The organism is Amycolatopsis sp. NPDC089917 (assembly GCF_040684635.1).
In the GTDB taxonomy this organism is placed as follows: domain Bacteria; phylum Actinomycetota; class Actinomycetes; order Mycobacteriales; family Pseudonocardiaceae; genus Amycolatopsis.
This window is the reverse complement of the sequence record NZ_JBFBGL010000035.1, coordinates 17,070-32,937: the sequence shown is the minus strand read 5'-3', so window position 1 is coordinate 32,937 and position 15,868 is coordinate 17,070. Positions and strand designations below refer to the sequence as shown.

20 protein-coding genes are annotated in these 15,868 nt (G+C 69.5%); 7 read left to right on the top strand and 13 right to left on the bottom strand.

The window, feature by feature from the left end; all coding sequences use genetic code 11:
* Position 1: 1 nt before the first annotated feature.
* Positions 2-349, bottom strand: coding sequence for a DoxX family protein (locus AB0N89_RS24695; RefSeq protein WP_364208246.1), 348 nt, complete (start codon positions 347-349; stop codon positions 2-4).
* A 156-nt stretch (positions 350-505) separates the two neighbouring features.
* Here AB0N89_RS24695 and AB0N89_RS24690 point away from each other — a divergent pair, with 156 nt between their 5' ends.
* From AB0N89_RS24690 to AB0N89_RS24680, 3 genes are read left to right on the top strand one after another with little or no spacing between them, the layout of a single operon-like run.
* Positions 506-1,114, top strand: coding sequence for a helix-turn-helix domain-containing protein (locus tag AB0N89_RS24690; RefSeq protein WP_364208243.1), 609 nt, complete (start codon positions 506-508; stop codon positions 1,112-1,114).
* Positions 1,115-1,116: 2 nt separating this feature from the next.
* On the top strand, positions 1,117-1,773 hold the full coding sequence (locus AB0N89_RS24685) for an enoyl-CoA hydratase-related protein (RefSeq protein WP_364208240.1): 657 nt from the start codon (positions 1,117-1,119) through the stop codon (positions 1,771-1,773).
* Between the two features lie 17 nt (positions 1,774-1,790).
* Positions 1,791-2,819, top strand: coding sequence for a sigma-70 family RNA polymerase sigma factor (locus AB0N89_RS24680; protein WP_364208237.1), 1,029 nt, complete (start codon positions 1,791-1,793; stop codon positions 2,817-2,819).
* Between the two features lie 15 nt (positions 2,820-2,834).
* On the opposite strand, the gene AB0N89_RS24675 is transcribed toward AB0N89_RS24680, so the two are convergent.
* The 3 genes from AB0N89_RS24675 to AB0N89_RS24665 all read right to left on the bottom strand — a co-directional run bounded on the left by AB0N89_RS24675 (position 2,835) and on the right by AB0N89_RS24665 (position 5,837).
* Entirely contained in the window at positions 2,835-3,821 is a 987-nt protein-coding gene (locus AB0N89_RS24675) for an acyl-CoA desaturase (protein ID WP_364208234.1), read from the bottom strand.
* Positions 3,822-4,279: 458 nt separating this feature from the next.
* A complete protein-coding gene (locus AB0N89_RS24670; RefSeq protein ID WP_364208231.1) occupies positions 4,280-5,131 on the bottom strand; it encodes a nitroreductase/quinone reductase family protein in 852 nt (283 codons plus the stop codon).
* A 211-nt stretch (positions 5,132-5,342) separates the two neighbouring features.
* Positions 5,343-5,837 (bottom strand): GNAT family N-acetyltransferase, encoded by a 495-nt coding sequence (locus AB0N89_RS24665; RefSeq protein WP_364208228.1) that lies wholly within the window; start codon positions 5,835-5,837, stop codon positions 5,343-5,345.
* Between the two features lie 257 nt (positions 5,838-6,094).
* Between AB0N89_RS24665 and AB0N89_RS24660 the strand changes: the two genes are divergently transcribed.
* Positions 6,095-6,355, top strand: coding sequence for a hypothetical protein (locus tag AB0N89_RS24660; RefSeq protein WP_364208411.1), 261 nt, complete (start codon positions 6,095-6,097; stop codon positions 6,353-6,355).
* On the opposite strand, the gene AB0N89_RS24655 is transcribed toward AB0N89_RS24660, so the two are convergent.
* Positions 6,356-6,781, bottom strand: coding sequence for an acyl-CoA thioesterase (locus tag AB0N89_RS24655; RefSeq protein ID WP_364208225.1), 426 nt, complete (start codon positions 6,779-6,781; stop codon positions 6,356-6,358). It abuts the gene before it with no gap.
* A 27-nt stretch (positions 6,782-6,808) separates the two neighbouring features.
* Entirely contained in the window at positions 6,809-7,585 is a 777-nt protein-coding gene (locus AB0N89_RS24650) for a helix-turn-helix domain-containing protein (protein WP_364208222.1), read from the bottom strand.
* Positions 7,586-7,661: 76 nt separating this feature from the next.
* Between AB0N89_RS24650 and AB0N89_RS24645 the strand changes: the two genes are divergently transcribed.
* Positions 7,662-8,381, top strand: coding sequence for a hypothetical protein (locus tag AB0N89_RS24645; protein ID WP_364208219.1), 720 nt, complete (start codon positions 7,662-7,664; stop codon positions 8,379-8,381).
* Between the two features lie 91 nt (positions 8,382-8,472).
* On the opposite strand, the gene AB0N89_RS24640 is transcribed toward AB0N89_RS24645, so the two are convergent.
* From AB0N89_RS24640 to AB0N89_RS24615, 6 genes are all read right to left on the bottom strand, one after another.
* Positions 8,473-8,847 (bottom strand): DUF427 domain-containing protein, encoded by a 375-nt coding sequence (locus AB0N89_RS24640; protein WP_364208216.1) that lies wholly within the window; start codon positions 8,845-8,847, stop codon positions 8,473-8,475.
* A 36-nt stretch (positions 8,848-8,883) separates the two neighbouring features.
* Positions 8,884-9,645: an HAD family acid phosphatase gene (locus AB0N89_RS24635; protein WP_364208213.1), complete on the bottom strand. Its 762-nt coding sequence runs from the start codon at positions 9,643-9,645 to the stop codon at positions 8,884-8,886.
* 11 nt (positions 9,646-9,656) lie between these two features.
* On the bottom strand, positions 9,657-10,826 hold the full coding sequence (locus tag AB0N89_RS24630; protein ID WP_364208210.1) for a class I SAM-dependent methyltransferase: 1,170 nt from the start codon (positions 10,824-10,826) through the stop codon (positions 9,657-9,659).
* Positions 10,827-11,789 carry a class I SAM-dependent methyltransferase gene (locus AB0N89_RS24625; RefSeq protein WP_073848159.1) on the bottom strand — a complete coding sequence of 321 codons (963 nt, stop codon included), beginning with the start codon at positions 11,787-11,789 and terminating at the stop codon, positions 10,827-10,829. It lies immediately after the preceding gene.
* A 5-nt stretch (positions 11,790-11,794) separates the two neighbouring features.
* Complete coding sequence (locus AB0N89_RS24620; protein WP_364208206.1) at positions 11,795-12,574, bottom strand: enoyl-CoA hydratase-related protein; 780 nt, start codon at positions 12,572-12,574, stop codon at positions 11,795-11,797.
* A 63-nt stretch (positions 12,575-12,637) separates the two neighbouring features.
* Positions 12,638-13,450: an ABC transporter ATP-binding protein gene (locus AB0N89_RS24615; RefSeq protein ID WP_005167843.1), complete on the bottom strand. Its 813-nt coding sequence runs from the start codon at positions 13,448-13,450 to the stop codon at positions 12,638-12,640.
* A gap of 341 nt (positions 13,451-13,791) precedes the next feature.
* Between AB0N89_RS24615 and AB0N89_RS24610 the strand changes: the two genes are divergently transcribed.
* Positions 13,792-14,340 (top strand): cysteine dioxygenase family protein, encoded by a 549-nt coding sequence (locus tag AB0N89_RS24610; RefSeq protein WP_364208203.1) that lies wholly within the window; start codon positions 13,792-13,794, stop codon positions 14,338-14,340.
* A 74-nt stretch (positions 14,341-14,414) separates the two neighbouring features.
* Positions 14,415-14,810, top strand: coding sequence for a rhodanese-like domain-containing protein (locus AB0N89_RS24605; RefSeq protein WP_364208200.1), 396 nt, complete (start codon positions 14,415-14,417; stop codon positions 14,808-14,810).
* On the opposite strand, the gene AB0N89_RS24600 is transcribed toward AB0N89_RS24605, so the two are convergent.
* Complete coding sequence (locus AB0N89_RS24600) at positions 14,807-15,640, bottom strand: hypothetical protein (RefSeq protein WP_364208197.1); 834 nt, start codon at positions 15,638-15,640, stop codon at positions 14,807-14,809. The genes AB0N89_RS24605 and AB0N89_RS24600 overlap by 4 nt on opposite strands.
* Positions 15,641-15,868 lie beyond the last annotated feature (228 nt).

The window sequence follows — 15,868 nt, the reverse complement described above, 5'->3', positions numbered from 1 at the left end:
TTCAGGCGGCGAAGCCGAGCACCAGCGACGCGGCGACGGGCGCCAGGTACATCAGCGGGAACGCGACGTGCGACGGCCAGTGGGCGCGGAGCACGGTGATCGCGGCGCCGGCGAAGTAGAGCACCAGGCCGATCCCGGCGGCGACACCGAGCGCGGGCACCCACAGACCGGCGATCATGCCGAGCGCGCCCGCCGCCTTGGCGACGCCGAGCGGGGTCCACCAGGTGCGCGGAACGCCGTAGTCGGCGAGCGGCTGCACGACCCACTTCGCGCGGAAGAAGATCGAGGCGGCCGAGAAGGCGGCCATGAAAGCTCCGACGACGGTGACGATGACGTAAGCGGTGGTCATTTCGGTTTCTCCTCGGGTCTCGGTGGTTCGTCGGGTTGACCCCGGCCACCGGACCGATGTGACAGCTCGGCGCGTGAAGCACGTCACAGCCCAGGAAAGTCCATCCGTCACCGCCATTCCGCAGTTTTGGAGCGAGTGCTCTGTTACTGTCGCCTCATGGCCCGCCCCCGCGTGCACGACCTGGACCGGCTGCTCGACGCGGCCGAACGCCTCGTCGTCGAGCGCGGTGCCCAAGGCGTCACCGTCCGGTCGCTCGCGGCCGCCGCGGGGGTCCCCAACGGCACGATCTACCACGCTTTCGGCTCACTCGGCGCCGTGCTGGCCCGCGTCTGGCTCCGCGCGGCGAACGCTTTCCTCGATCTCCAGACCGAACTGGCCGACCGAGCCGGAGACCCGGCCGAGGCGGTCGCGGCCGCGGCGGACGCACCGGCCGCTTTCGCCGGCCGCAGGCCGGAGGCGGCCCGCCTGCTCATCACCGTCAAGAAGGAGCACCTGCTCGGCCCGCAGGTGCCCGAAGACCTCGCCGGCGACCTCCTGGCGCTCGACAAACGCCTGGTCGCGCTGCTGGTCAGGCTCGCCGAACGACTCTGGGACAGGCGGGACGCGCACGCGGTCGAGGTACTGACCACCTGCGTGGTCGATCTGCCGACCGCCCTGTTCCGCCGGGCCTTCACCGTGGGCGAGCCGATCCCCGAAGACTCCCGCGTCCGACTGGCCGCCGCGGTTCACGCCATACTCCTGCTCCCACCCCCACGAAAGGACTGACCATGCCGACCCTCCGTCACGACGCCCCGGTGTTCCTGCTGGACCTCGGAGACGACGAAAACCGCTTCTCGCCGTCCTGGCTGGAGACGGTCCATTCCCAGCTCGACACCGTCGTCTCCTATCCGGATCCGGCGGTCCTGGTCACGGTCGGTTCCGGGAAGTTCTACTCCAACGGCCTCGACCTCGAATGGCTCACCGGCAACCCCGCCCAGGCCGCGCAGTACGTCGCCGACGTCCACGAACTGCTGGCCCGTGTGCTCACCCTCGGCGTGCACACGGTCGCCGCCATCAACGGGCACGCCTTCGGCGCCGGGGCCATGCTGGCGATGGCTCACGACTTCCGGGTGATGCGCGCCGACCGCGGGTTCTTCTGCTTCCCCGAAGCCGACATCAACATCCCGTTCACGCCGGGCATGGCCGGGGTCATCCAGAGCAAGCTCACCCCCGCCGCCGCGATCGCGTCGATGACCACCGGGCGGCGTTTCGGCGGCACGGACGCGCGGGATCTGGGGCTCGTGGACGCCGTCGCCGAGAAATCCGCCCTGCTGGAATACGCGGCCGACCTCGTCCGCCCGCTGGCAGGCAAGGACCGCGGCACGCTGGCCGCGATCAAGACGACGATGTTCACCCCCGCCGTCACCGCGCTTCGCGCCAAGTAAGGGCACAATCATCGACTGTGAGCGAAGATATCCTGCGCGCCGAGGACCCGGACGTCGCCGAAGCCCGTAACGGGGACGACGCGGCGTTCAACCGCCTGGTAGAGCCACTGCGCCGCGAGTTGCACGCCCACTGCTACCGCATGCTCGGCTCGACCCACGACGCCGACGACGCCCTCCAGGACGCGCTCCTGCGGGCCTGGCGGGGGCTGGAACGGTTCGAGGGCCGGAGCTCGATGCGGACGTGGCTCTACACCGTCGCCACCCGCACGTGCCTGGACACGGCCGCCGCGCGCGGCAAGCGCGCCCTGCCGATGGACCTCGGCCCGTCGAGCGAGCGGGCGGTGCTCGAACACGCCCCGGTGACCGAGGTCGCGTGGCTCGGCCCGTACCCCGACGCGAGCCTCGGCCGGGGCCCGGCGGGGCCGGACACCCGGTACGAGCAGCGTGAGGCCGTCGAGCTGGCGTTCGTCGCCGCCTTGCAGCACCTGCCCGGCAACCAGCGGGCCGCGTTGCTGCTCTTCGACGTCCTCGGTTTCTCCGCCGCCGAAATCGCGTCCACAATGGACACCTCGGTCGCGGCGGTGAACAGCGCGCTGCAGCGCGCGCGGGCGATCGTGGCCGAGAAGGTCCCGTCACCCAGCCAGCAGCAGACGCTGCGGAAGCTCGAAGACGCGCGGGTCCGCGAGATCGCCGCGGACTTCGCCTCCGCGCTGGACCGCGGCGACGCCGACGCGCTCGTGGCGTTGCTGACCGAGGACGTCACGTGGTCCATGCCGCCGCTCGCGCACTGGTACCGCGGCATCGAGGCCGTCGCCGACTTCGCCGTCGAGGTCCCGATCAGCCGGTGCCCGAGCTGGCGCAACGAGGTCATCACCGCCAACGGCCAGCCGACCGTCGCCTGTTACGTCGGCGAATCGGCGGACGCGGTCCACCACGCCTGGTCGATCAACGTGCTTTCGCTCCGGGACGACCGGATCCACGAGATCACCTCGTTCCTCGACCCGGCCCTGTTCGCGCAGTTCGGTCTTCCTCCGACGAAGCCCTGACCGCCTCTCGTCGGCTCAGGCCCGCCGCGCGCTCCGGTGCGGTGACAGGGTGTGGCCGGGGTTGAGCTTGCGGCCGAGGCGGTCGGCCTTCGGCCAGCGGACGTCGGTCGCCCAGCCTGCCTTCTCGAACAGCCAGATCAGCCGGGCGGAGATGTCGAGCTGGCCGCGGCGGACGCCGTGCCGGGCACCGGTCGGGTCGGCGTGGTGGGAGTTGTGCCAGGACTCGCCCATCGAGGCGATGGCGAGCGGCCAGAAGTTCGAGGACTTGTCGCGGGCGGCGAACGGGCGGTCGCCGATCAGGTGACACAGCGAGTTCACCGACCAGGTGACGTGGTGCAGCAGCGCCACCCGGACGAGGCTCGCCCAGAAGAACGCGGTGACCGCGCCCAACCACGACAGGGTGAGCACGCCGCCGAGAACGGCGGGCGCGAGCAGGGTCACGACGGTGAGCAGGGGGAACAAACGGTCGACCCGGGCGATGTCGCGATCGGCGAGCAGATCCGGGGCGAACCGTCGCGCGTTGGTCTTCTCGCGTTCGAACAGCCAGCCCATGTGGGCGTGCCAGAAGCCGCGGGCCAGCGCGGCCGGACCGGCGCCGAACCGCCACGGGGAGTGCGGGTCGCCTTCGCGGTCGGCGAAGGCGTGATGGCGCCGATGGTCGGCCACCCAGCCGATGACCGGGCCCTGCATCGCCATGCTGCCGGCGACCGCGAGGGCGATCCGCAGGCCGCGGTTGGCTTTGAAGGCGCCATGGGTGAAGTAGCGATGGAAACCGACGGTCACCCCGAGGCCGGTCACGAAGTAGAACCCGGCGGCCAGGCCGAGGTCCACCCAGCCGAGTCCCCAGCCCCACGCGAAGGGGACGGAGGCGGCCAGTGCCAGCAGGGGAACCACCGCGAACAGCTTGACGAGGAGATTTTCGGTACGGGACTGCTCCCCGGACATCAAGGGTTGCGGCGTCTGCCGCTCTTCGCTGTCCGGGGGTCTCAGAACAGAGGTCATGTCGCCGTTTCTTGTCGAGGGCCACGGCCTGTGTCAGCCGGTTTGCGTCAGCCGACCTGTGTCACGACGCGGCGCACGAAAAGGCATGCCCGCGACGAATTCTGCGCGAGCGTGCTTGGACAACACGACACCCAAAACGTTGGACCGCTACGCTCAACGAACGGCGTCGGCCGAAGGTTCCGGTGCGGGATAAGAGGGTTCGCGAAAAAGATCCACGTATCGCTCACCCTGGGGAGCGGTCGGGTCGTATCGCTCGGCCTGGGTTTCGAGCGGATGGCTGAACAGCGCACTGTCCGTGCTGTGAGTATTGACGATGAAACCTTTCGAGGGGGACCGCCGTTTCGCGGTCTTCGGCGAGGCCGGGGACGAATTCCACCGCCTCGCGGCGTCACGCTGACAGCGCCGCCACCAACCACGGTACACGCCCCGGGGCCGAAACCCCAGGGCATGCGCTCCGATCAGCCCGGCGCCGTCACGTTGAGTGCCGTGACGACGGTTCGTTCCTCAGCGGCAAAATGTGCTTCGAGCCGCCCCGCGAGCTCGTCGAAGTCGTCGCGCAACCGGGTCGGGTCGCTCTCGCCGTAGACGTAACCCTCCACGAGTCCGCGGATCCGTTTCTGCAGCGCCGCGACGACGACGTGATCCTCCCCGAGCTTCGTCAACGTCGGCGCGAGCGCCGGAAACCGTTGCGCCAGCATCGGAAAAGCGCCCATGTCCTCGCCGGTGTGATGTTTGGTCAGCGCCTCGCAGAACGAAACACAGTGCGCCCGCAAGGATTTCTCCATGGTGAGCGAATCCGCGCGGCCCGCCACCAGGTCGTCGATCCCGGCGCGCAGCGTCGCGATCTCCTCCCGCAGCCATGCGTGGACCTCCACCAGGAAGTCCCCCATCCCCCGCACCCGGTCGTCGATCCGGTGCAGGATCACGACAGGCAGCTCACGGGTGGTTTTCGCCTGATACTCGGCGAATCCGGGGTCGATGGTGACGACCTTCGCGAACAACTCGGCTCGTTCCGCCGCGGGCGGGACGGCCGCGATCGCCTCGTGGGTTTCGGTCCCCGTCTCGATCGTGACCCGGTGATCGCGCCGGATGTCGTGATACCATCCCGGATTCCTCGACGACCCCATGTTCGAAGCGACGACGACGGTCTTGCCGTCGATTTCGAGGTATCCCAACGGATTCGTCCGTCGCTCACCACTCTTGGCGCCGGTGGTGGTGAGCAGGATCAGCTTCCACCCCTCGAACATGCCGCCGAGTTTTCCCTTGTTCTTCCTGAATTCCTCGATCACCTGGTCGTTGAAGCCGGTCAATGCGGTCCTTTCCCGTCGTCGCGTCGACAGGAGGGCGCGGAACAGTCGCCGAAAGGGCACAAGTCTTGGTACGCCGCGATTTTCGGGCGCACTGCATGGAGGCGTCATCCCACTGACGAGGGTGAGTGAATGCGAGAGACGGTGTACCGATCTCCGGTGGCCGAGTAGCCGCTACCTCCATGCGTAGGCCCATACGGGGCTCAGTGGCAAGTTAGCATATGGCCGACTTGCCGCACCACTCCAGCAACAACTCCCCGACCGTCTGATCCCCGCTCGTCTCTCCTGTCGGGACGAATCCGAGCTTCAGATAGAACCCCTCGGGGCCGTCCTCGCCCGGGTGCCAGGTGGTGGTCATCCGGTCGCCTCCCCTGCGGCGGATCTCGGCGGCCACGGCTTCGACCGCGAAGCGGCCGTAGCCCCGGCCCTGCTCGCCGGCCGCGATGTTGAGCCGCCACAAGCCCGAGCGGAGGTCGGTGCCCGTTCCGTCCCCTGCGAAGTCGATGTCAAGGAAGGCCATGAGGAAACCGACGAGCCGATCGCCGTCGAGAATGAGCCGGGGCCAAGCTGTCCTCGGGTACACGTATGCCTCGGCGAGGGATTTCACCACCGGCGCGACCAGATGGTTCTGCTCGGGATGCACCCGCAGACCGATCGCGGCGTCGAAGTTGGCGGCGGTGACCTCGGCCAGCCGGAACGTCCTCGTCATGCCCAACCGTAAGCGGTCGATGGCATCTCTCACGACAGCCATCCAACCAACCCGGGGCATCATCGAGCCATGCCGATCATCACCGGCCCCGAGCCGCTCGCTCCGGGCACCACCATCCGCCCGGCCCGGCGAGGAGGACGCGGTGCTCGACCTCCTCGCCGAGGCCGCCGCCTGGCTGACCGGGCGCGGAATTCGTCAATGGCCGCAACGCTTTCCCCGGGAATCGGTGCGTCACCGGATCGAATCGGGGGAAGCCCCTGCTGATCACGCGGGACGGCAAACCGATCGCGACTTGCGTTGTCGCCGAAGCGGAACTGGATCTCTGGGGCGAGAACACCGAACCGGCCTACTACCTAGGACGTCTCGCGGTGGCGCGGGAAGCGGCCGGAACCGGGCTCGGGGTCCGGATCATCGAGTGGACCGTGCGCTCCTACGAACGCGCGGGATTCGAGCACGTGACGGATCCTCCGGAGGTGAAATGGCCGACCAGTCTTTACCAACGGAGAACCGGCGGGTGATCACGTCAGACCGAGGATCTCCGGCCGCGCCGCGTACTTCCGCCAGTGCCGCCCGGGATCCGGGACGAGGCGCCGTCGTTCGAGATCCAGCAGCCCGGACAGGCTTTCGACTTCGGCCACCACGGCGCCGTCCGGTGTCACGAATTCCTGGACCACTCGCGACACCTTGCCCGGCTCCCAGGTGAACCGGGTCAGGACGTCGATCCGCGCGCGGGCCCGGAGTTCCCGGCGGAACCGGATGGTCGTTTCGAGGTTGACCGGGCCGAGGTTCCCGGCCTTGAGTGCCAGCGGGTCCACTCCGGCCGCCCACACGCATTCCCAGCGTGCGTGGTCGGCGTACGCGAGGTAGGCGGGGCCGCGGACGTGCCCGTTGATGTCGAGGTCGTCCGTGCGGATGTCGAGGGTGACGCGGAAAGGTTCGGGCACCTCCCGATCTTCGCTCGGCGCGCCGCCTCAGTCTGGAACGTTTCGGCCAGCCCAGGAACGCACCAGCCCGCCGGGCGAGGCGCCGGACAGCCGACGGCATTCGCGCCCGAGGTGGGACTGGTCCGCGTAGCCCACTTCGGCGGCGACGTCGGCGAGCGAAGAACGATCCCGCGCGACGGCCCCGACCCGGTCGAGGAACCGGCGGAACCGCAAGACCCGGTGCAGTTCCTTGGGACCGACGCCGATTTCGTGCCGTACGTGCCGCCGAAGCCCGCGCTCGCTCACCCCCAGCGCCGCCGCCACCCGATCGGTGCGAGCGCCGGGCGACCGCAGCGCACGAGCGGCCGCGATCGAGAGGCCGTCCAGCTCGACGTCGCGGAGCCTTTCCGCGACCAGCTCCTCCAGCACCGACCGCGCCTCACCCGGAGATCCGCACTCGGCCAGCCTGGCTTCCGCACGACGGGCAGTGCCCGCCCACAGATCGCGCAGCGGGGTGGCCTCCGCCGTCAGGTCCGTCATGGGCAGCCCCAGTACCGTGCCACCGGCACCGCATCGCAGGCGAAGCCCGACGGTCCACTCCGCCGACGGCAGGTCATGGCGCAGCACCCCACGCACCGTGGTGACCGCGGCCAGCTCTCGCCCGTCCCAGACGAGATCCACGCACCCGTCCGGGAACACGCGCAACGGACGACTGCACCCCACCAAGCCCGTCCAGGCGCTCTCGACCACGCCGGTCACCTTCGCGACCGGCGCGGCTTCGCGGTACACCGAACGGCCCGAACGGCGACGCAGCGGAACACCCACGCCCGGCAGTATGCCCCCGCCCACCGACAAGAACGACAAGATGCGCGTCACTTGATCTTCATGAAGACTTGCCGTCGTGCTGAGGCCGGTGCTCGACCCGTCCCCCGCCGAGTGGATCTCCTCCAGGCTCGGCGGGGCGTTCGGCGCGGCCTGCCGCACGGTTCCGCGTGGCTATCCCGCGTACGCCCGGCTCTGCCACCCCGCCGAACGCGACCGCGGTGGCTGGGCGAGCTGGCGCGAGGCCGCCTCCGAAACGGGGCGGCGCGCCCACGGGGCCATGCAGTGGCACTCGCTCGTCGGCTCCCCGGATCCGGTGAACCTGACCGGCTCGCTCTGGCGGGGTTCCCCGCCGGGACGCGGGACGCTGCCGTCGCACAGTCTCACCGCGCTCCTGGCCGTCCTCGGCGACCACACGACCGCTTCGGACGCCTGGTTCTGTCTCTGGGAGGGCTACGGCTGGGCCGACGAGACGACGTTGTCCCGCGAACACCTCGACGCGCCGCGCCTGCGGCATCCCGGCCGCGACTACCTGCTGTTCACCGGTCCGCTGGCCTCGGCAACGGAACTCGGCTGGCGGCCCCGGCCGAGCTGGTTCGAGGCGCAGTCCCCCAACCTGTTCTGGCCGGACGACCGCGCCTGGTGCGTGGCCACCGAGGTCGACTTCGATTCGACGCTCGTCGCCGGCGAGGGAACCCTGATCGACGCGCTTCTCGAAACGCCCGGCCTCGACGCCTGGCGGATCGACCCCGACACCTCGCTCGCGGCCGACGGGGACCGGATCAATCACCTCGCGTGACCGCAATCCGGAAGAACTCCCCCCTGCGATGAACGGTCCGTTCCTTGCGAATTTCGCAAGGAACGGACCGTTCATAGCGCTCGACGCGGGGTCAGCGCTCTTCGATCGCGTCCACCTTCGCCGGGTAGAACGCCACGTGGTCCTTGATCTCGGCGACCGCGTCGTGCGGCGCCTCGTAGGTCCAGACGGCGTTCTCGGCGACGCCGTCGCCGGTGCGGATGCTGTAGTACGACGCGTCGCCCTTGAAGGGGCAATACGTCGAGTGTTCCGTCCGCTCCAGCACGTCGAAGTCGACGTCGGCACGCGGGATGTACTGCGCCGGCGGGTAGTTCGCCTCCTGCAGCGTGAGCGCGTTCGCGCTGTCCGCCACGACCTTCCCGCCGACCGTCACGACCACGCGCGCCTTGTTCGGCGCCACCGTGATCGGGTGGCTCGCGCTGGGCTTCAACACCTTTTTGTCAGACATACCGGGCACAGCGACGCCGCCCTCGCGGATATTCCGTCAGGGCAGGTAGTACATCGGGTTCGGCAGCTTCACCGGGAACTCCGCGTAACCGCCTTCGAGGTCGCTGAACTGGTCGCCGAAGTTGGCCACGATGGTCGCGCCGGTCGAGGCGATGTGCTTCCGCGTGCCCGACTTGTACTGGACGGTGGTGCAGGTCAGCCCGCACGGCAGGTAGTCCGGCGCGGTGGTCTTCGGCTTGAAGAACGCGCCCGCCGGTGCCGGGTAGCCCTCGTTCGCGAGGTTCTTGAGCGACTGCGGGCCCTGGAACTCGTTGCGGCCGGTCAGGAAGTAGATCTTCACGCCGCGCTGCGCCGCCCAGTTCGCCAGTTCCAGCACCGGCTTGTTCGCGACGAACGTGCCCTTGTCGATCGCTTCCTGCTGCTTCACCGGGTCGAAGCCGAAGTCGTTGTCGGCCTCCCAGCCGTAGGTGACTTCGGCGGTGTCGTCGACGTCGAACACGACGGCGGGGTTCTTCACGCCGCGATCCAGCCTCCGCTGCAAATAGCGCTTGGCGTCGGAGACCTGGCGCTTGGTGTCGGAGACGAACCGGCTGCCGTCCGAGTACTGGTGCTTGCCGTCGACGACGACGTCGCCGTAGTAGGCCTTGACGTCGAGCTTGACCTGGCCGATGTTGGCGGGCTCGTGCCCGCGCCGCCAGGCGGCGTCGTCCTGGTTCGCGACGGCGGTGGCACCGCCCGCGAGAACGGCTCCGGCGGCCGCGGCGGCGGCCAGTTTCAGCAGACCGGTGAACCGGCTCATGGAAGTGCTCCTCACGTCAGCTGTGCGCGGCAAAGGAACGCTACTCCAGAACGGCCGATTCTGGTCAAAACCAAAGTAGCTTCTTCACCGCCGCGAGGTTTCAGCTTGCGCCGCAAGGCATCCGGGTCTATGTCGAGACCTCGGACGAGGATCTCCAGCCGACCGATATCGTGTTTTTTCAGCAGTACACGAAGATTCTTCTCGCTGTACGGTCCGTACTCGAACACCCGGAACGCCCGGATTCCCGGCGGCGGAACGTCCCCGGTCAAGTACGCGATGCGTTCGTCCAGCTGCCACAGGCCGTGCCGTGCCGCGTAATGCCGCACGAGTCCCGCGCGGACGACGGCGCCGTCGGGGTCGACGATCCATTCCCCCGGCTCACACGGGGGAATCTCGTCGGGATCGGTGTCGGTGATCGTCCACTGTGCACCGTCCGAACGCAACACCGTCGCACGGCGGGACACCGTCGAGCCCACGCCGCGCCACAGGCACGCCTCGCGGACCTGACCGTCCAAAGAGACCAGTTCGACCTCGTCCGCCCAGGGCGCGATGGAGAAGTCCAGGCCAGGCGCGCATTTGACCGACAGCTCCCGGCCCGCGTACGCCTCGACCAGACCGTCCAGCGGCGGCAGGAAATCGGCGGGCTTCCAGGCCCGGCGCCCGGCCGAGTCACGACGGGCGGGATCGGCGACGACGACCGAAGACCGGCTGACCGGCCGCAGCGCGTCGGCACGCATCAGAACAGGCGAAACCCCGGCTTCGGAGGCGTTGTGCCGCGCCATCGCCAGCCGGACCTCGTCCAGGTCCGAGCCCATCGCCCGGGAAGCGACACGGGCGATCTCGACGAGGTCCGCGCCGACGGAACACGTCACGTCGTGGACGTCACGGCCCGCCAGCCGCGCGGCCCGATGCCGGGCGACCAGGGTGGCGCTGGCCTGCTGGAGGGCGTCACCGGTGAACAGCCACGAGCCCGCGGAGTCCAGTTTGGCCGACGACTTCCGCCGCAGCACCACCGTTTCCAGTACCGCGGCCGCGTGGTCCGGGGCGATCCGGCGGACGGCGGCGACGTCGGCGATACGGGTCTTGTCGGTCAGCGGCAGGGAAGAGCATTCGGCGAGCGCCGCGCTTCCCGCGCCGGAACGCAGGAAGGCGACGTCGTCGAGAGTGAACGCGTAAGGCACCTAGGAACGCTTGGTGCCGGTGATCATCACGTTGTAGAACAGTTCGCGCGGCAGCACCTTCGCGAGCAGCTTCTTGTCCAAAGCGGACAGCCGCAGCCACAGCCGGTACGCGAACAGACGCCAGCGCAGGGTCAGTTTCTCCTGCGGCACGGCGGCTTCGAAGGTCCGGATCGGCCAGCCCGCGAGCGCGGCGGCGAACTCCTCGGTGACCGCGCGGACGTCCTGCGCGCCCGCGCCGCGGGCCATCGACTCGAGGTCGGACGGGTCGAAGGTGTGGATGTCGACCACGGCCTCCAGCGCGGCCGCGCGGGAGGACTCGTCGAGCTCCTCCTGCGGACGGCGCCAGCCGTTCAGCACCGGGATCTTGGTCAGGTTCGTGGTGAGGTACCACGTGATCTGGCCGAGTTTGCGCGCGTAGAAGTCGCCGACCTTCGTCGGCTCGCCCGCGAAGACGAATCGGCCACCCGGCTTCAGCACCCGCAGCACCTCCGCGAACGCCGCGCGGACGTCCGGGATGTGGTGCAGCACCGCGTGCCCGACGACGAGGTCGAAGCTGTTGTCCTCGTAGGGGATCCGCTCCGCGTCGGCGACCCGGCCGTCGACGTCGAGGCCGAGGTTCTCGGCGTTGCGCAGCGCGACCTGGACCATGCCGGGCGAGAGGTCGGTGACCGACCCCTTCTTGATCACCCCGCCCTGCATCAGGTTCAGCAGGAAGAAACCGGTGCCGCTGCCCAGTTCCATCGCGGTCGGGTACGGCTGGCCGTCTTCACCGGCGACGGCGTTGAACACGTCCGTCGCGTAGGAGATGCAGCGCTCGTCGTAGGAGATGGACCACTTCTCGTCGTAGGTCCCGGCTTCCCAGTCGTGGTAGAGCACGTTGGCGAGCTTGGGGTCGTCGAAGGCGGCCTTGACCTCTTCGGCGGTGGCGTGCGGGTTCGGCGCCGGGTCGTTCACCTGGGTCATCGTGCTTACTTCCCCTCGAAGGTGGCCTTGCCCGGGCCGTTTTCGATGAACGACTTCATGCCGTTGCGCTGGTCCTCGGTCGCCCAGAGCGCGGCGAAGAGGTGGGATTCGAGCTTGAGGCCGCTCGCGAGGTCGGTGTCGAGACCGCCGTCGATCGCGGCCTTCGCGGCGCGCAGGGCCACGGCGGGTCCGTTCGCGAACTGCGAGGCCCACTTGTGCGCGGCCGCGTAGACGTCGTCCGGCGCCACGACCTCGTCGAGGATGCCCAGCGCCAGCGCCTCTTCGGCCTTCACGAAGCGGCCGGTGAACACGAGGTCCTTGGTCTTGCTCGGGCCGATGAGCCGCGCGAGGCGCTGCGTGCCGCCGGCGCCGGGGATGACGCCGAGCTGGATCTCCGGCTGGCCGACCTTGACGTTGTCGCCGGCGATCCGGCGGTCCGCGGTCAGCGCGAGTTCGAGACCGCCGCCGAGCGCGTAACCGGTGATGGCCGCGACGACCGGCTTCGGGATGTTCGCGATGGTGGCCAGCGACGCCGTCAGCGCCGCGCCGAACTTGGCGATCTCGGGGTAGGTGCGCTCGGCCATCTCCTTGATGTCCGCGCCACCCGCGAAGGTCTTCTCGCCGCCGTAGAGGATCACCGCGCGCACGTCGCCGCGCTCGGACGCCTCGCGGGCCGCTTCGGCCAGCTCGGCCTGCACCTGGTTGTTCAGCGCGTTGACCGGCGGGCGGTCCAGCCTGATCGTGCCGACCCCGCCTTCAACCTCAAGGCTTACGAACTCTCCCACGCCAGTCCTCCTCAACGGGCCGTCCACAACGACAGATTGCAGGCTACCGGTCAGTATTACCCGTCAGCGGCGACGGGCGAAGAAGCGATCACCGGACCGTTCGAGCAGGAGGTCCTGGTCGAACGTCTTGGACAGGTTGTCGCTGGTCACGACGTCGTCCACGAGACCGGACGCGACCGCGCGGCCGTCCCGCAGCAGCAGCGCGTGGGTGAACCCCGGCGGGATTTCTTCCACGTGATGGGTGACGAGCACCATCGCCGGGGCCTCCGGGTCGAGGGCCAGCTCGGACAGGCGGGCGACGAGGTCTTCGCGGCCGCCGAGGTCGAGTCCGGCGGCGGGCTCGTCGAGCAGCAGCATCTCCGGGTCTGTCATCAGCGAACGCGCGATCAGGGTCCGCTTGCGCTCGCCCTCCGACAGCGTGCCGAACGTGCGCTCGGCCAGATGTGGGATGCCCAGCGCGGTCAGCAGTTCGACGGCGCGGTCGGTGTCGAGCCTGTCGTATTCCTCACGCCAGCGGCCGACGACGGCGTACCCGGCGCTCACCACGACGTCGAGGACGCGTTCCTCGGCGGGCACCCGCTGGGCGATCGCGGCCGAGGTGAACCCGATCCGCGGGCGCAGCTCGAAGATGTTGACCTTGCCGATCCGGTCGCCGAGGAGGTCGACCGTTCCCGAGGTCGGGTGGAGTTCGGCCGCGGCCAGCCGGAGCAGGGTGGTCTTGCCCGCGCCGTTCGGGCCGAGCACCACCCAGCGTTCGTCCAGTTCCACGGTCCAGTCGAGGTCGGCGAGGAGGTCGTTGCCTGTTCGGCGGACCCCGACACCGGTCATCCTCACCACGAGGTCGTCAAGTTCGCTGGGCTGGATCGGCTCGCTCACGCGCCCATTGTGTCCGGACACGCGCGCGCGTGTGCACCGGGCCGCCGGTCGGTGGAAAGCGGCAGGTCCAGGGAGTGAGACGGAGCTCTCCGGAGTAACCGCCGGAGTGGCGCCTGTGGCACCATCGGAGGCGTGATCAGGTCCGTGGCCACCGCCTTCCCCGTCATCGGGGGCTCTTTCTGGCGCCGTCGCACCATCGACCTGCTCCTCGTCGCCTCGTCCGGGTGTACCACCGCGCGACACGGCTGATCTCCTGCTCTTTTCCCGGCACCCGTGTGCCGGGAAGACCCGTGTCGTGCCGCGTCCGGCCCTGCCCGCGAACCTTCACGAGGAGCCTCACCGTGACCACGTCCGTCTCGTCCCGTCAGGACTTCGAGATCCACCCGCAGCTGACCAACCCGCTGCTGCCCGAGTTGCTGCACCCCGAGCGCCTGCTCTGGACGCCCCGGGAGCTGGCCGATCTGACCTCCACCGTCACCACCGAGCTGACCGCGGGCCTGCGCGGCCTGCTGCGGTTCGACGAGGAGCGCCGATGGTGGGCGCGGCTCGCGCTGACCGACGGCGTCGAGCTGTGGCTGCTGTCCTGGCTGCCCGGCCAGCAGACCAAACCGCACGACCACGGCGGCGCGTCCGGCTCGTTCACCGTGCTCCAGGGCGAACTCGGCGAGGAGTACCGCTACCCGGGCGGCCCGGTCCGGCGCCGCACGCACGTCGCGGGCGAGGGCATCGGCTTCGGGGCGGGCCGCGCGCACCAGGTGACCGGCATCGGCGCCGAGCCCGCCGCCAGCGTCCACGCCTACTCGCCGCCGCTGGTCGCGACCCGCGAATACGGCACGCTCGCCGAAGTCCCCGCCGAGATCCCCTCGCTGGCCCCGATACTGGGCGCATGAGCGAGCCTGCGAGCGAATCGATAACACAGTGCGCCGCTCATGCAACGCAAAGCGACCCACTACGAGGAGGAGGCATGAGCGCGATCGACGACCTGCTGTCCGCCGCCCGGTCCGGACTGAACCGGGCGGAACCCGAGCAGGCACAGCGGTTACAGCGTGACGGCGCCCTGATCGTGGACATCCGCCCGCACGTCAACCGCCTCGAAGAGGGCGAGATCCCGGGCTCGGTGATCGTCGAGCGGATCCACCTCGAATGGCGGCTCGCGCCGGACAGCGAATGGCGGCTTCCCGAGGTGAAACCGGACTCGACGGTGATCGTCGTGTGCAACGAGGGGTACTCGTCGAGCCTGGCCGCCGCCGATCTGCGACGGCTCGGCCTGCCGGGCGCCACGGATCTCGAAGGCGGGTTCCGCGCCTGGCGTTCGGCCGGCCTCCCGGTCCGCGAGGGCGGCACCCCCGCCGTTCCCTAGCGGCGGATCGCCAGCCGGGCGATCGAGTCCGGGGAGAGCGGGAGCGCGGCGTGGATCCCGGCGCCCCGCGTCGGCCTGGGGTTGACCAGGACACCCGTCGCCACGTCGCGCCTGGCGGCCGCGAGCACGACCTCGCGGCCGGTCCGGGGACGGATCCGGGCCCAGCCGGCTCCGGTGATCGCGCGGTACTCGGCCAGCAGGCGTTCGTCGGTGAAGACGCAGAGCCAGTCGCCGTGCGCGCCGAGGCGGGCCGGGACCGGCGCGCCCGCCTCGTCCGCCGGGCCCCACACCGTGCCGTCGAGGAACATCCGCATGACCGAGGGGACGGGGTCGCGCAGGCCGCCGTCGGTCTGCTCCCGCTCCGGCCGGACGTTCCCGGCGATCCACCCCGAAGCGACCCTGAAGTCTTCGCCCGTGAGGTCTTCCTGGAAACCGTCCAGGCTGTTCTTGACCGTCCCCAGGAAGTCGTAGAACCGGCGGGTGCAGGTCCGCTCGGAGACCGCCACCCGGCCGCGGCCGACCATGGTCCTGATCCGGCCGACCATGCCCGCCCCGCCGTTCACCGGATCGACGCCGAGGTTGTAGGCGGTCCAGACGATCTCGGGCATGAGCGGGTCGGCGAACCGCTCGAGAACGCGATTCAGCCGCAGCAGGACGATCTCGCGCACCCTGCCGGGCTCGGCGTCGTCGGCGACTCCCCAGATCTCCCGCAGTTCCGGCCCCAGCGCCCGGCGCAGCCCGTCCTGCTGGATCCCGGCTCGGGCGTGGATGTGGTGCAACCGGTCCTTGGCCCTGCGCGATGTTTTCGTCTCTTTCGCCGAAGCCACCATTCCTCCGCGATTCAGGATCGGCCCGGCAAAGTGTATTTCACCTGCCTGTTCCGCATTGTTCGGCGGAAATCGAGAATCAACGGTTTCTTTTGTTCGGTACCGGCTTGACGCGGATCGGCTCGACACCGGAACTCACGTGATCAGAGCCGCACACCGAGTGCGGAGTCCAGTCACGCGAGTTCCGTCCCCGATCACGCGTGATCCGGCTCTGAGCACGCGAGTCACGGC